This window comes from Paenibacillus albidus, assembly GCF_014644435.1.
GTDB lineage: Bacteria > Bacillota > Bacilli > Paenibacillales > Paenibacillaceae > Paenibacillus_AQ > Paenibacillus_AQ albidus.
This window is the reverse complement of the sequence record NZ_BMKR01000042.1, coordinates 19,637-35,293: the sequence shown is the minus strand read 5'-3', so window position 1 is coordinate 35,293 and position 15,657 is coordinate 19,637. Positions and strand designations below refer to the sequence as shown.

At 38.3% G+C, this 15,657-nt stretch carries 16 protein-coding genes and 1 pseudogene; all 17 read left to right on the top strand.

What is annotated here, in order from left to right; all coding sequences use genetic code 11:
* The first annotated feature begins 14 nt into the window (after nt 1-14).
* The 17 genes and pseudogenes from IEY53_RS29540 to sigK all read left to right on the top strand — a co-directional run bounded on the left by IEY53_RS29540 (nt 15) and on the right by sigK (nt 15,616).
* Nucleotides 15-815 carry an ABC transporter permease gene (locus IEY53_RS29540; RefSeq protein WP_308424266.1) on the top strand — a complete coding sequence of 267 codons (801 nt, stop codon included), beginning with the start codon at nt 15-17 and terminating at the stop codon, nt 813-815.
* A gap of 1 nt (nt 816) precedes the next feature.
* Complete coding sequence (locus tag IEY53_RS29535) at nt 817-1,605, top strand: ABC transporter permease (protein WP_189031312.1); 789 nt, start codon at nt 817-819, stop codon at nt 1,603-1,605.
* A 22-nt stretch (nt 1,606-1,627) separates the two neighbouring features.
* Nucleotides 1,628-2,680, top strand: coding sequence for a BtrH N-terminal domain-containing protein (locus IEY53_RS29530; protein ID WP_189031311.1), 1,053 nt, complete (start codon nt 1,628-1,630; stop codon nt 2,678-2,680).
* A gap of 237 nt (nt 2,681-2,917) precedes the next feature.
* Nucleotides 2,918-2,993: pseudogene (locus tag IEY53_RS36325) on the top strand (AMP-binding protein); the annotation flags it as partial.
* 326 nt (nt 2,994-3,319) lie between these two features.
* Nucleotides 3,320-3,541, top strand: a complete 222-nt coding sequence (locus tag IEY53_RS29520; protein ID WP_189031309.1) for a hypothetical protein — start codon at nt 3,320-3,322, stop codon at nt 3,539-3,541.
* Between the two features lie 51 nt (nt 3,542-3,592).
* On the top strand, nt 3,593-4,624 hold the full coding sequence (locus IEY53_RS29515) for a Gfo/Idh/MocA family oxidoreductase (RefSeq protein ID WP_189031307.1): 1,032 nt from the start codon (nt 3,593-3,595) through the stop codon (nt 4,622-4,624).
* Nucleotide 4,625: 1 nt separating this feature from the next.
* A complete protein-coding gene (locus IEY53_RS29510; protein ID WP_189031305.1) occupies nt 4,626-5,570 on the top strand; it encodes an aldo/keto reductase in 945 nt (314 codons plus the stop codon).
* Nucleotides 5,571-5,614: 44 nt separating this feature from the next.
* A complete protein-coding gene (locus IEY53_RS29505) occupies nt 5,615-6,718 on the top strand; it encodes a Gfo/Idh/MocA family protein (protein WP_189031303.1) in 1,104 nt (367 codons plus the stop codon).
* Nucleotides 6,719-6,895: 177 nt separating this feature from the next.
* Complete coding sequence (locus IEY53_RS29500; RefSeq protein WP_189031301.1) at nt 6,896-7,075, top strand: hypothetical protein; 180 nt, start codon at nt 6,896-6,898, stop codon at nt 7,073-7,075.
* A 123-nt stretch (nt 7,076-7,198) separates the two neighbouring features.
* The gene (locus IEY53_RS29495) at nt 7,199-7,561 is read left to right on the top strand and encodes a hypothetical protein (RefSeq protein ID WP_189031299.1); all 363 of its coding nucleotides are present in this window, start codon (nt 7,199-7,201) and stop codon (nt 7,559-7,561) included.
* Nucleotides 7,562-8,536: 975 nt separating this feature from the next.
* Nucleotides 8,537-10,057 (top strand): amino acid adenylation domain-containing protein, encoded by a 1,521-nt coding sequence (locus IEY53_RS29490; RefSeq protein ID WP_189031297.1) that lies wholly within the window; start codon nt 8,537-8,539, stop codon nt 10,055-10,057.
* A complete protein-coding gene (locus IEY53_RS29485; protein WP_189031295.1) occupies nt 10,044-10,310 on the top strand; it encodes an acyl carrier protein in 267 nt (88 codons plus the stop codon). The genes IEY53_RS29490 and IEY53_RS29485 overlap by 14 nt, the downstream gene beginning before the upstream one ends.
* A gap of 183 nt (nt 10,311-10,493) precedes the next feature.
* Nucleotides 10,494-10,994 (top strand): 4'-phosphopantetheinyl transferase family protein, encoded by a 501-nt coding sequence (locus tag IEY53_RS29480; RefSeq protein ID WP_189031293.1) that lies wholly within the window; start codon nt 10,494-10,496, stop codon nt 10,992-10,994.
* Nucleotides 10,995-11,143: 149 nt separating this feature from the next.
* Nucleotides 11,144-11,419 carry a hypothetical protein gene (locus IEY53_RS29475; RefSeq protein ID WP_189031291.1) on the top strand — a complete coding sequence of 92 codons (276 nt, stop codon included), beginning with the start codon at nt 11,144-11,146 and terminating at the stop codon, nt 11,417-11,419.
* A gap of 434 nt (nt 11,420-11,853) precedes the next feature.
* Nucleotides 11,854-12,492: a DUF6037 family protein gene (locus IEY53_RS29470; RefSeq protein WP_189031289.1), complete on the top strand. Its 639-nt coding sequence runs from the start codon at nt 11,854-11,856 to the stop codon at nt 12,490-12,492.
* 164 nt (nt 12,493-12,656) lie between these two features.
* Nucleotides 12,657-14,480 (top strand): hypothetical protein, encoded by a 1,824-nt coding sequence (locus IEY53_RS29465; RefSeq protein ID WP_189031288.1) that lies wholly within the window; start codon nt 12,657-12,659, stop codon nt 14,478-14,480.
* 560 nt (nt 14,481-15,040) lie between these two features.
* The gene (sigK, locus tag IEY53_RS29460) at nt 15,041-15,616 is read left to right on the top strand and encodes an RNA polymerase sporulation sigma factor SigK (RefSeq protein ID WP_189031286.1); all 576 of its coding nucleotides are present in this window, start codon (nt 15,041-15,043) and stop codon (nt 15,614-15,616) included.
* The last annotated feature ends 41 nt before the right edge of the window (nt 15,617-15,657 follow it).

The following is a 15,657-nucleotide window of genomic DNA, read 5'->3' as shown; positions in this document are numbered from 1 at the left end:
GGTTATCAAATCATATGCGAAGATATTTGAAAATGTATAGAGCTTACGCCAAGCAATACTATTTGGGACAGCTGCAATACAAATTTGCAACATACTCCTGGCTGGTCGGAAAGATTCTCGAGCCTCTAATCTATTTAATCCTGTGGAGGGAAATAGCGGTTCAAAACCATGGGCAGGTAAATGGCATGACTACAAATGATGTGATTGCCTATTACATTATATTGATGGTAGTGAACCAATTCACGTTTACAGATTTAATCTGGAAATTCAGTGCTTATGTAAATTCGGGTGAATTCTCAAGCAACTTATTGTTGCCTGCGCATCCGATCCATAAGGATATTGCTGAGAATATAGGCTATAAGCTTTTTTCCTTGCCGGTAATACTTGCAGCCGCTATAATAACATCATTTTATTTTCATGTTGCTTATGACTTCACATTCTCCCAAATTTTGCTTTTTATACCTGTATTAATGGCAGCTTTCCTGTTTCGCTTTTTATTTGAATGGACGATATCTTTGAGTTCTTTCTGGTTTATCAACATGAAAGGAATCAGCTCGTTATATTACATCTTAATTCTATTTTTCTCAGGCAGAGTGGTTCCGTTAAGCATGTTTCCGGAGCAATTACAGACGCTTGTAGAATACCTTCCTTTTAGATATATGGTGTCATACCCTATCGAAATCCTGGTTTCCCCTGGCAGCACAATTCCCATGGGGGGGGTGGTGAACATGGCGGTTTGGATCATTATCATTGTATTTATTCTCAATCTTTTTTATAAAACCAGCGTCAAAAGATTTATGGGAGAAGGAATTTAGGATGGATTTAATAAAAGTATTGAAAAGTATTGTAGGCATAAATTTATTAAATGAACTGCAGTACAAGGGCGATTTCTTTATACAGTTCATTTCAGTCCTCTTAGATTTCGTCTTGGCTATATTAACCGTGGACATTATGTTCTCACAAATCAGTGCACTCAACCAATGGAATAAGGTTGACATTCTCGTACTTGTCGGGATGTACCGCATTTTTGTCGGGATTATTAATGTATTTACAATCCCAAGTCTCAGTGCCCTGCCGGGAAGCGTGATTTCCGGTGATTTCGATTATGTACTGTTAACGCCTGTGGATTCACAATTCTTCACCTCTATGAAGGAAGTCCGGGCTTGGAAGCTATCCGATGTCATTCTTGGCCTCATATTTATTATCTATATTTACGCAACTAACGAGCTCTCGTTTTCTCTTTCCAATTTGATAGGAGCTTTATTGATGTTGATATGCGGAGGAATCATCGTAGCCTGCTTTTACTCGATTATTGCCTCGTTGTCCTTTTGGTTTAACGATGTTTCGAATTTATTGATTATTATTCCGCAATGCTTTGAATGGGCAGGCAAATGGCCTGTAACTATTTTCCCCGGATTTCTGAGAATTCTGTTTACCTTTCTTATTCCAGTGGGAGTAGCAATCACATTGCCCACACAAGCTTTGTTGAATTCTATCAATTCGTCGGATGTAGCGCTAACGGTTGGATTCTGTCTCTTGCTGATTTTACTGTCAAGGATCATATGGAAAATGGGAGTGAAAAGATATTCTGGCGCTTCTTCGTAACGTCAGGGAGGGAGTTTCAATTATGAATTCTTTGTTTACAGGGGTTCAGGGAACGGAGTGCAGACTCGCATGTTATCAGAACTATTTTCACTATCATAATATTCCCTTAAGCGAAGCTCTGATGTATTTCTCTGGAAAAGGGTTTCAGACAGTGTATCGAAGGGATACAGAGGGAGCCAACAAACAATGTAATCTGACTTCTGATGTGAACGGGGCAATCCGCACATTCTGCGGGAAGTATGGAATCAATATCCATCAGTCTGTGCAGAAGCTGGAGCAATTCAAGCAGGAGCTGAGCCGGGCTATACAAATCAACAATCCCGTTATACTCAAGGTGGATGCGGGTTCTCTGAAGTACCATAGAGCGTTCAGTAACAGCAAAGGAGTAGAGCATTACTTTCTGATTATCCAGATGGATGATTCCGGTGTGTATATCAGTGATGGATATGTCCCTTCTACTCCAAACACTACTTATGAAGGCTGGATTTCATGGAGTGATTTACAACATTCAATTGATACGGGAAATGTCCAGTATGTAGAAATTGATGCCACTTCTCTTGCTTCATTCCGGGTGGTTTGGAATGCTGAGTGGGAGATGTCAGAACTGTACCAGTCGGTAATGGATGCTGTTGATGATTATTTGATTGGAGGATTTGCTGCGGAAGAAGGCATATATTATGGGATTTCGGCACTGGAGCAATATACGGATGATATGTCTCATTTTACAGACTGGTTTGCGGGGGACTACACAGGTAAAATGCTGGAACAGCAAAATATACTGAAAAACTGGGGCTTTCTGACTGGTAGAAAATTATTGCTAATAGCTTTGAAGCTGCTCAAAAACACGTTGCCTTTTCTGGAGCCGCATCTTCGAATACTGGAGCAAACGGATGCAGAATGGAAAAACGTAAATATGTACCTTGTCAAAGCTGCGTTATCCAAAAGAGAAAGCGATCTGTTATTAATACAAAACAAGATTGTAAATCTGGCAGCCAAGGAAACCCATGTATTGATGGAACTTCAAAAAGGCAGGGTAGAGGGTATCTATGCAGGCAATAAGATTATCAGCAGTTAATCCGCCAATAAAAGTATATCAATACTGAACCTATCCATTGACAGTAACCCTCCAATTTCGAGACCACGGCCTCATGGTATTACAGTAACTTTATCCATTTTTAGTGCAGTTCGAGATTTGTTGAGCTCAATGATCTGCAGGTAGATTTCATAGTCGGCAATGTGTATCGATAAATTTTTTCGAATATGATCTTGGCATAAAAGATTTGCGTGATGTCAGTCCAGAGAATCTCACCCCGTACTTCCGGAAGATTTGGCTTATATTATCTATACCTCGGGGTCGACCGGAGATCCTAAGGGGGTGGCCATTGAGTATCAAAATTCGGCTAATTTTATCGGTGAAATCTCAGAGCGGATTTCCTTCAGCGAATGGCTACGGTTCTGTGTCAGGAAGATTTGCATCATAAACGTTTGGTCGCCTTCTATCAGGCCTTTTCAGACATTTAGGAATCAGCGGTTTATGAATATTTGAAGCAATGTCTTCCCCAAGCAGCTATTCCCTCTATCCTCATTCCTGTTAGCAGCATGCCGTTGACTCTTAACGGAAAGCTAAACAGGAGAGAGCTTTCCGCCGCTTGCTGATCCTGATGTACGGATTCTGCAGAGAACTATAGATTCAATAACCGGGCAGTTGAAGCTTTTGTTGAAGAACGTTATACCGGATTCTTTGATTCCGGATGAACTTGAGGCAGGGGATTCCTTTGTGGCACAGGAATTGTTCTCTCTTGATTATATTAGATTCATTGTGGCTATAGAATCCGAATACGATATTGTTCTGGATGTAGACAGGCTGTTGTTCAGTAAGAATATTACGATTGCCAGTCTTGCGGAGGATATCCTAAGCGGATGCTCCGGCAAGTGAGGCAAAAGTCATGCTTCAGCATTCATTTCTTGAAAAGGAAGAGGGAGTAATTTGAAGAGCATAGTCGTTATTGGAGGGGGAAGAATTTCATTATTGCATCTGAAAAGCTATGCTAAGCTTAGTGCCAGGCTGAAGATCAGGATTGCTTATCTGGTTGAACCCAACGACCAGAATGCGGCATTCTGGATGTCATTGTATCAAGAATTGTTTCCTGCATCGGAAAAGCCGGCTTGGGTCAGAGTAGTAACAGCAGTAGGTGACTTGGAAAATTATATTTCAGATCTGTGTGTCCCCAATCATATCCATTATTCTATGGCAGCTGCCGTTTCTGCACTTGGCTGTAGAGATATCATTCTGGAAAAACCCTCTGTAACCAATATGGATGAATTAGCAGGTCTGTCCCGGTTAAAGGCTAATATTTTTCTGCAGGAGAACTACATCCATTCGGATGTTGTCAAAAGCGTAGAGAAGATTATGCACCTCTATAACATTAGAGTAAATAACATGCGTTTTGTATTTTCCAAGGACAGAACAAGGGATTCTGCGGAGGGAAGAGGATTCACCGGTCATGAAGCCCCGCACAACTTTATGGTGGAGCTGCCGCACTCCATAGCCCTAGCTTATTATTTTTTGGGTCAGGGGAATTGTACCTATGCGGCTACGAAAAACATGATATTGTGTGACCGGATTCTCCCCAAACATGGTGAAGGGACGATTATCTTTTCCCATAAGGGTGTGTTGTCTTCGCATTATTCCAATCTGCAGCAAGAATCAAGAGAGCGGTTTATTACGGTGTCGGGAGAAGATATCCGCGGTGTGAAATTTAAAATACAAGGTGAATTCGCAAAAATATCAGATGATTTAATAGGGAAGGTAGACTTGTACAGGGAGGGGCAACTGCTCCATAGCGAAAGGATGCTTGATGATAGCTTGACCAATTCGTTGTATTCTATTTTGGATGCGGACAGTCCTTGCAATTTTTCTTTTTTATATGCAAGCACCAAGCACATTTTTGAGGCTATCCAATATGAAGAGTACCAGGAAGCAAGTGAAAAATTTGAGAATCAGCTTGGGAGATCATGAAATGGAAAAAAGAATACTTGGATGCACAGGACTGGAAGTGAGCGTTCTCGGATTTGGAGGCGTTGAATTAGGAATGGAAAATGTTGATGTCAAGAAAGCATCCATTCTGCTTAATCATGCACTCGATTCAGGAATTAATGTTATAGATAGTGCCGAATGCTACAAAAACAGCGAATCATTGATTGGCCTGACCCTCGCACACCGCCGGCAGGAGTTCTATATTTTTACCAAATGCGGTCATTCTACTCACCCTTCATTTAAAGACTGGGATAAGAATCTGATTACATATAGCATTGATCGCAGTTTGAAGCAACTGAGAACAGATTATATTGATGTCATTCAGCTACACGGCTGCCCTGGTGATCTATTGCATGAAGAATATATCATTGATGAGTTATTGGCAGCCCAAAGGGCAGGCAAGGTTCGTTATATAGGCTACAGCGGTGATGGCGACGATGCGCTACAGGCAATCCAATCAGGTGTATTCGATGTTCTGCAGACGTCGATCAATATTGCGGATCAGTCCTCCATAGATTTACTGCTTCCAGAAGCAATCAATAAAAAGATGGGAGTTATCGCCAAACGGCCCATTGGAAAAGCAGCGTGGAGAGTGGATTCCAAAGCAAGAAAAAATGAGCAGCAGCCTAAACATGCTTCGGAGCCCTCATTTCGACGCAAAGCCTCGCATCAAATTTATGCAGAACGGCTGGATGTATTGAAATACGATTTCTTACAGAATAGGGATTGCGACGAGGATATCGGGACGGCTCTGCGTTTCACTGCCGCGGTACCCGGCGTTCATACAGCGATTGTGGGTACGACCAACCCCAGACGTTTTTACCAGAATAACAGTCTGCTGGAAACTCCCATTTCGCAGCATGATTACTTGGCCATTCGAGAAACATGGAAGGCTAATGCGGATATGTCGTGGGTGTCCATGAATTAAGCATCGCTTAGATCATCCAAAAATCAAAAAATGGGGAGAGAACAATGAACCACAGAGCCGAAGAAGAATTTAAGGTTAATGAAGCAAACAGCGATGTCTATAACTTTACCTTTGCCGTTATAGCGCTGGATCATATACATATATACGGAATGTGCGGGGGCTTGACAGAGGCGGGTGCAACAATGAAATGGGTATATGATCCCGATCCTCATAAAGTCTCTAGTTTCCTGAAAAATTTTCCTCAGGCAAAAGTGGCACGCTCCATCGAAGAGATCTTGGAAGACTCTGAAGTGAAGCTTGTAGCATCGGCTGCAGTCCCTTCGGAGCGGTGGAAGCTGGGAATGAAGGTCATGTCTCACGGCAAGGATTATTTTACGGACAAAACACCGTTTGTTCAGCTGTCGCATCTGGAAGAAGTGAAGCGGCATGCAGTATTAACAGGAAGAAAGTATATGGTCTACTTTAATGAGCGGGTACACTCGGAGAGCGTATTGTCTGCCAAACAGTTAATCAGCGAGGGACAGATTGGGCGAGTCCTACAGGTAATCGGCCTTGGGCCGCATCGGCTCAATATTAACAGCCGTCCGGACTGGTTTTTCAGAAGAGCAGATTATGGTGGCATTTTGTGTGACCTGGGCAGCCAGCAGATTGATCAATTCCTGTATTTTACAGATAGCCAAAATGTTGCTGTGTCGCATAGCAACGTTGCGAACTATAATCACCCTGCTTATCCCGAGCTGGAGGACTTTGGAGACTGTATTATGATTGGGGAGAGGGGGGAATGCCTGTATTTTCGTGTGGACTGGTTCACTCCGGCCGGATTAAGCACCTGGGGAGATGGGCGAAGTATGATAATGGGCACGGACGGGTTCATTGAGATCAGAAAGAATTGCGACATCGGCCGTTCTGGCCAAAGTGACCATATTTTCTGGTCCAACCGTTCGGGGGAGCATTATAAACATGTTAAAGGACAGATAGGATTCCCCTTTTTTAAAGAGTTGATTATGGATTGTCTATGGAGAACCGAGAATGCAATGACACAAAGCCATGTATTCAGGGTTGCGGACTTGTGCCTTCAAGCTCAAGCCAATGCTAATCATTTGACGCCTGATACGTTAAGCTTATTGGCGGTAGACAGCGGCAGTTGAAAAAAATAAGAACCAGAGATCCGAGGCCTCAAGGCTGTCGAGGAAGTCTCAGCTTTATGTGCGAGGAGTGCCCTGCAAACCATTGAGCAGAATAAGAATGCCTCCTGGCTGGCAAGAGAAAAGATACCACTTGTATTTAAAGTCAGAAATATATAGTGAAAGGAGGAATTTGAAACAATGGATGAATGGATCGATTGTAGGATTAAAAAGTTGCATTATTTGATGCCTGACATCAATTTTCTCTGTCTGTTACTGAATCGTTGGGACTTTCAAGCAGTGTTGGACGTCAATAATCGAGAGATCAACTATGAGTTTAAGCAACAGGAAGAATATGAGGATAATATCATTCAATTTTAAAGCTATAAACTTGAATACATCCAAGATGCTATCGATTCGTTTTCGAGTTTATCTATGCCTGTGCTTTTTCCTTGTGATCTGTACTATTTGCCATACTCCCAACAATTTTACCAAAAAAAACACATGATGCATTATGTAGTGGTGGAGCGTTGTCATTCTAATGGACATGTAACCATGTTTGATGATAATCCGTTTCATCATCAAGAAATTGATTCTGCTGTGTTATGGCAGGGTTATAAAGCACTGCAGGAGCAAGAAGATCACCTGATAGAGAAATATACACGAGCATTGAAGGTCGAAAGAAGTATAAAGGAGGTAGTCTCCTTTTTGAAAGGCAATGTGAATGTAGAATCTTTCAATAAGAAAAAACTGATATTGCAGTTGTTAACACTGAAATGGAAAAGAAAACAGTTGCACAACTTATTCAAAGCATGGTGTTGCTCTCCAAAAGGTTCTACTCCCTTTCTTATTTTATTGAAGAGTTAAATAAGTATTTGCCTTATGAAAACGCCAGCGAGCACTTTGATATCCTAAAAAAATTACGCAGAATCTTGGACTATATTGACTAACCTTGCAAGAAAGTATACAGGCGCCAAAATAGACCGGGTCTGGGATCGTTTTGAAAAGAGGTTGCTCGCTTTGATTGAGCTGGAAAGTTTGGCCAGAGACACTATATTGGATTGTATCAATGGATTGAATATCCAAAATCAATTTTGATAGAGACGTGCACAAATTGAAACGGGCAATGTAAGTTTTGTCCACATACGATTTATCGGAAAGGACAACCGATAGAGTATTTGGAGGAAGATCGGTTCGTAAAGTTGTTTCATGAGCTGTCTCAGTTTGACGTTCAGTGAATAACATTGTTCTGCAATAATGAGCCGCTATTAGATAATCGATTGTCCGAGTTTGTTACCATAATGCGAAAGGCTAACGTAAAGGTGGAAATCACCTTAAGACCAATGGTATGCCTTTAACTCGGAAAATCGCAAGCCAATTACATGAGTGCGGTTGGATGTATTGTACGTGAGTATCCCTACCCTTGATCCCATCGAATTTAAATAACTGATGAAATACTCCCTAAATCGCGTGTTAGACAACTTGGAAAGCATATTTAAACACCGGCTAAATCAATTATACATATAGCCTTACCGGAGATGTATGCGTTCAACCGTCACACATTTTATGAGTATTTTGGAAGTCGGCAAATTGATATATCCTTATGGCCGATTGGATAGAGACACTCGTGGAATTTAGCGAAATCCCCATTTACATTACCGGTCCACGAATTGGCGATGTAAAAAGATCGGTACTGGATAGTTCACGAGCTCAACAACTTACAGGATGGTTGCCCAAGGTTGAGCTAGGGAGGAACTAGAGATTGTTCGAAATCATATGAAAGAAAATATTTTGGTTTGATCACTAGCATGCAAGGAATTTGAATATGAAGGGGGAGTAACTATGGAAGAAGATCGTAGCTTGATAGAGACAATAGTAGACCGGATGAGTAAGAATGCTGATTCAACGGCATTGCGTTTTAATACTGAAAAATTGACATACCGTGAATTGGACGAAAAGTCACTTTATTATGCAGCTATTTTACAGACCGAGGGAATTAAGGAAAATGATATTGTGGGTATCTCTGTAAAACGCGGGTTGGACATGATTTTATTAATCTTGGCTGTATTAAGGGCTGGTGCTTGTTTTTTGCCCATTGATCTGTCTCTGCCAAAATCCAGAAAGCAGTATATTATTACGAATTCGAATATGCGTTGTTTGCTGGTTGATGAGGAATGTTGGGGGAAGTTTCATGATCTGCAGGTCATTAACATAGCAACAAGAAAAGCTTCACAAGGAATGCCCCAGTACACTGCTCCACGCATTAAGAGTAATCAATTGGCTTATGTCATATACACTTCAGGCTCAACGGGTTTGCCCAAAGGAGTTATGATAGAACATGGGTCTTTAAAGCAATTTGCATTGGATATTCAAAAAAAAATAGATTTCTCACAGATTCAATCGATTTTATGTTTAACTAATATGTCGTTTGATATATTTATTGTTGAATCCCTTCTCCCTTTGTCATTAGGCAAGGAGGTTGTTATGGCCGAAGAAAAATACCAAAGAAATCCATTGATATTAGCAAATTTAATACGAAATGAAAAAATAGATATGGTTCAAATGACACCTACGTCAATGTCCATGTTGCTTCAATTTAAAAGAAACAACCATTGTCTGCTCCATTTAAAATTAATCTTGATAGGCGGAGAACCGTTTCCTTTACATTTACTACATACACTAAGAAGTATAACTGATTCCGCAACTATATATAATATGTATGGTCCGACAGAAGCGACTATATGGGTAACTGCAGCAAATGTAACCGATGCATTGGTAATTCATTTAGGCGATGTTTTTGAGAGTTCTCAAATCATGATAATAGATGCGGACGGAAATTCCATAAATCAAGGGGGAATAGGAGAACTCTATATATTGGGCCAATGTCTGGCCAGGGGATACTTGAACAATCCTGAAAAAACACGTGAAAGATTTTCAGAATATAAAGACGATCTGCATACGAAGAAAGTGTATAGAACGGGCGATTTAGTCAAACTATCGGAAAAAGGCCAGTTGTTGTTTGTTGGACGAGTTGACAATCAGGTGAAAATTCGAGGCCATAGAATCGAACTAGAGGAGGTGGAACAGATAATGATCTCCTATGATGGTGTAAAGCAAGCTATTGTTTTTGTGGATAAGAATGAACGGGGGCATGAGAATTATTTGTCTGCCCTTTATTGTTCTGACCATACGATCTCTGCGTCCTATTGGTATGAATATCTGGCTGAATGGCTTCCAGACTATATGATACCCGTTTTTTTTCGAAAGGTAGATCATATTCCAACTAATAGCAATGGGAAGATGGATCGAAATTTCATAATAAGAGCATATACTGATCGGGGAGAATCATATGGAAACCAATGAAATCACGAGCCAACTAACTGAACTGCTGGCCGATGTATTACCCACAATTAAAGGTATGGATATTTCAATAGATACAAATCTGGTTGAAGAGGGATTGGATTCTTTTTTGTTTATACAACTCTCTGTTGTGGTGGAAGAGAAGTACGGCATAGAAATTATGGATGATGACCTGGATTTACAGAAATTTAGAACGATTCGCAATTGGGTGGAATACATTGAAAGACATTCTGCCATTATTAATTATTACATATAAAATTCAAGGTTAACATTCGCCTACCTTTGGATCAATAAAGATTTTGTGATGAATTCACACCTTAACTATATTAAAATAACTGTCTTGACATCTTGTAGCACCATAGAGGGTGATTGGCTTCCCAAACTTCCTCTAATGGAGAGAGTGTTTTTCTGAAAATGCTAAGAATTTAGGAGTGATTTAGTGGCTGCATTATATGGGGTTTGTATTTCAGATTTTCCACCTCTTTTATTTAGGCCATTACTTGAGTTTGTCAACAATAAAGAAAAAATATTAAAACTTCATTTTGATAAGGATAAATTAAGGAGCTTAGTCGGAGAACTACTTTTAAAAAAGATCATAATCACATTATTTAACGTTCCATGTGAGGAAATAGAAATTGCCAGGGATGAGTATGGAAAACCCTTTTTGTTGAGTCCCTTAATTAATTTAGAGTTTAACATTTCACATGCAGGGGATTGGGTTGTTGTAGCAATTGATAGTACAGAAATAGGTATTGATATAGAGCAAATTGTTACAATAAATTTAGATATAGCTGAACGTTTCTTTACACAAGAAGAATATAAGTATATAGCAAATCAAAGGTTACAAGAACATAAAAACGAGCGATTTTTCAGAATTTGGACAATGAAAGAAAGCTATATTAAAGGGGGGGGGAAGGGGGTTGTCGATACCACTGAATAGTTTTACAACGGTAATCAACAATGGCTAATACCAAGCGACAAGAAGAGCAAGTTGTAATTCGTTTGAAAACAGGGAAAGTGCTGAATCAAATGCTCGTTAATTTTCGTCAGCGTACTTTTCAAAAAAATTAATTAATTGAGGTGTAATAAATGAAAAATCATAGTGATAGCATTATTGAGATTATAACAAAAATTGAAAGGCTATTTGAAGCGGCTATTATAGCATCAAATAAAGCAACTGCTAAATCATTTCTCCGCCACATAAGATCATTAGAAGTTAGTTTAAACCTAACTCCTTATCAAAGGATTGTTTTTAATGAATTTCTAGCGTATGCGGAAAACGCTTCTGGTCAAGTGAAAGAAAAAGAACACTGGAAAGCAGCAGCAGAACAAAGCCTTTACAAATTAACTTCTGGATTCAGATAACAGAATTTAACAAGTAATCATTAAGCTCAACAAATCATGATTCTATTAAACGTCCTCTGAAGGGGGAAATGTGGAAGCGAAGTTAATAAAAATGAACAGCGCTCAGCAGAAAAAAACAGGGAGTGTAGCTATTCGTGAACAGGAAAGGCATTAAAGACTACAGCGACAATATGAACGTGAGAATAAGCGTGCTATTAAAAATCTATACTTTAACAAAGGAATCATGACTATGTGTCTATAGTTGGGGGCTAGGAGCGGTAACGCACTAGCATAGCAGCTCCCGGAAGTAGGCCCAATGCGGTAAAACATGAAAAGACACCCGAAGCTCGCCGTCAAGTTAGCTAGAGCAATGGTCGACTTTCTTTTCTTGTCGTGGGAGGAGCAACCAAAATAATGATAAAATGGGCGCTATCAGTATAGGAGGGGACATAAATATGTCTAACATTTTTGAAAATTTAAAGTTATTAAAAAAAGATATGGAAGTAAAAAAGTGGGTGATTGACTCGTTTATATTTAGCTATAATAATGAAGATTTTATCGTATTAGTAAAGTTGTTTGTGGAAAATGAAAAAAAGAAAGAAAAATACGCACTTGTAAAATTAGAATTTTTAAGACAGTCTGACTTGAATAGTAGTTTGCAAGTAGAAGCGAACTCTAATGCGTTGTTTGTTGATACAAAAACACTGAGAGAATATTTTAAAATAGAATATAACGAAAATCTGGGAGATATACTTCAACAATTTAAGAAGTGTTTTTCAAGATTCATTCCTATAGAAGTGATTGAGGATAAGAGTGATGACCAGTTGAGAGTAATTGTTGCTTCTTTGAGTAAAAGTGACTCAGAAAATCCTAATAAAGTGTATTGTTATCGAGTTAGGAGGAATGGATACAAATCGGACGGAACTTTAGCACAAAGAAGTTATTACAATGATAATAAGTCTAGAATCTTAAGGCCATTTTTGTACCAGAAATTAAAAGATGAAAAAAATATAAGTTTCTGTTTTTCGGAACAAGAAAATGAACAGAATACCGATGAAACAATATTAGCAAATTGGGTGAAAAGCAAAAAATAATTATTGAGTCACAGTTTACTATCAAGGGCTACTTTCATTCCACTGTCCGCTTGCTTTCTGGTAAGAAATGACTTCATTTTAATCGGTGTCTGAGCCTTATACGAAGGTACTCGCTGTATTAAAATGAGTACAATATATGGATTATAGGATAAGGTGGGGGTCAATTGAAAAACAGCATTTTTTATTCATGGCAATCTGATTTACCGAATAACGAGAATAGGGGATTCCTAGAAACTTGTATTCTAGGTGCAATAAAAGAATTAAGTAAGTCAGAAGATTTTAATTTGGAGTTAAATATAGATAGGGATACAAAAAATGAGATGGGTACACCTGACATTGTTAACACGATTTTCTCAAAAATAGAAAAATCAAAACTTTTTATTGCTGATATTAGCATTATAAATAGTAATGCAAAAGAGAGAAAAACACCAAATCCTAATGTACTATTGGAATTGGGTTACGCTGCAAAGGTTTTAGGATGGGAGAGAATAATTTGTTTATTTAATACTGATTATGGGGATTTTAACGATTTACCATTTGACTTGAAATTTAGAAGACCTCTTAGCTATAGCATAAAAGGAAAAGATAAGTCAGAGGTAAAGAAGTTTATAATAAAATCAATTTCACAAACGATCAATAATTTATACACAAGGGGAATGCTAGATGATGAATTAAATGATTATTTAAAGATGCAAGTAGATACACAGATATTATCAATTATTAACCATTTAATAAAAATAGTGTATGGGTATGAAAAAAAAGAATTGGGCTTTAAAGCATATAGTCTTTTTTTAAACTTGGAACTTGAAGAGATCAAAAGCACCATTAAAGATAGGAAGTTTATTGGATTCCAAGTATATAAAAACTTTAAACTTATAGAAAAGGATTTAGATGAAATCCTTGGCAGTGTTACTTCATCAAGTTACTTTAAAAGAGATACAGGAATTATAGTTGTTAACTTAATCAAATGGATAAATAGGTTTGATAAATATAATAGCTTAAGGCAAACGCCAGATTTATTTATTGACACATACGAAAAGGTCAGTGGATATAAACCAGTTTATGCTCCAGAAATTAATCCAAATAACAATGATGGTTACTTATTACTAAAAATATTAGATGAGGAACATGGACAGGTTGTTGACTTTGGTCAATTTCAAGAACAGCAAAAGGTTGATTCCATGCTCAATTATGTTTATCTAAATGAGAAGTACAGTGAAGTTTACTCAAATATAATATATGAGCTAATAAAAATAATTGAAAAATGGCTGTTATTAACAAACGGCGAGTTTATAGTTGATAATCTGAATCAATTTGAAGTACAACAAAAAAGCTTTTCACGAAAAAAAATAGAAGAAATCATTAGTCGGCCAGTCTCCCTAGAGAATGAAATTGGGATGTTAACAAAAGATAATTTTGGTTTCGACTATTTTAATATAGCTAAAATGAATGCTCTTATTCACTTCATTCGCCAAGGATTTATACTAAAAAATCATAAAAGCATATTGGAAAATATGAACCAACTGATTAAGGGTAAAATTAAAGTAAATAGTGATCATTCTATAATCTCATTAAGTGATGACTTAGAAATAAAAAAGGAGCTCTCAGAAGAATCTAGAATCGAAGGACCTGAAGATCTTAATAAGATACGTAATGGTATTTATAGTGTTGATTATATATATATAACCCATAAGTACGGAAACATTGTAGAAAGACTATCTGAACTTAGCAATAATGAACTCCTACAGACTAGTGTGAGAAAACTACTCTTAGATATAATTGAAGATAGCAAATTTAATTTAACGAATCATTTGGTTGAGCCTGTAAGAAATTTTGTTGTTAAATCAGTAAACCAGAAACTAGTAAACCCAATAGATGTTTACGATGAATTTAACAATGCAAGAATTTATCATGAAAAAGATATTAATAAACTTATTAGCGAGATTAGATATTTAATTAAAAGAGAATTAGCGATTAATTTAAAGTAACTTGGATCAATTTGATCTCTGGTTAGAGAACTTCGTTAGGTTATTCTCATTGATTACTCAGCATATGTGGAGTATGGTTATATGAGAACAAACTTCGTTACCAAGGCTTAAATTCTTATAACCCAGAACTGTGCTTATTTACTTGTGCTAAGTTATTTGAGGATGTTGGAATTTTAATTTAAACCCCGTTAATTTGAGTAGTAGTATTATATAAATGAAGAAACGGAATGACTGGTTATCCAAAGTAGTCGTTCCGTTTTTTGTTTGCTTCCTGGACCTTAGTTATGAGAAATAATAGTTCTTAGATTGAATGTGTTTCTTTAGGGATATTAATACAGGGGAATTATTTAAATTCAGCATTATCAGTGGGTTTATAAATCGAATTAAATGTTTGTGGATTGCTTATTATGCATACTAAATTCGTTGAGTGGTTACTGATTCCAATCCGCCGTCTCGTTTATCGTTCTCAGTGAATCTGGTGGAACAATCATTTCTTACTTGAGTTTTATTTCTAAATGGCAGATGTCTCAGCTGCTGTTGGCAAAGCTCGACAATTATAGATGAACCAAGCTCCCAAAAAAGGTGGGGAGTACGATCAAAACGACATCGCATCGTGTCGTGTCCATAACCTCAAGAAATTCGACAACACAGGCGAAGACATGGAGGACCTGATTTCCATCGGCACGATTGGATTGATCAAAGCCATTGAAAGCTACCGCCCGAACAAAGGCACGAAACTCGCCACTTTTGCGGCCCGTTGTATTGAGAATGAGATATTGATGCATCTTCGCTCGCTGAAAAAGACCCGTAAAGACGTATCTCTCCACGATCCGATTGGGACAGACAAGGAAGGTAATGAAATCACGCTGATTGATATCCTCGGCTCTGAGGCCGATTACGTTATTAAGGAAGTTGATCTGAAGATTGAGAAGAGCAAAATATATCGTAATCTTGATATTCTGGATGACCATGAAAAGGAAGTTGTGGTAGGGCGGTTTGGGCTCGACACCGGCGGGGAAGAAAGGACGCAGCGGGAGATTGCGAAGGAATTGGGGATCTCGCGGAGTTATGTGTCGAGGATTGAGAAAAGGGCGCTAATGAATCTGTATCATGAGTTTTATAAGGCGAAGCGGTGAATTAGGAAATAGAAATCTGCCTGTAGGAATGAGATATTACT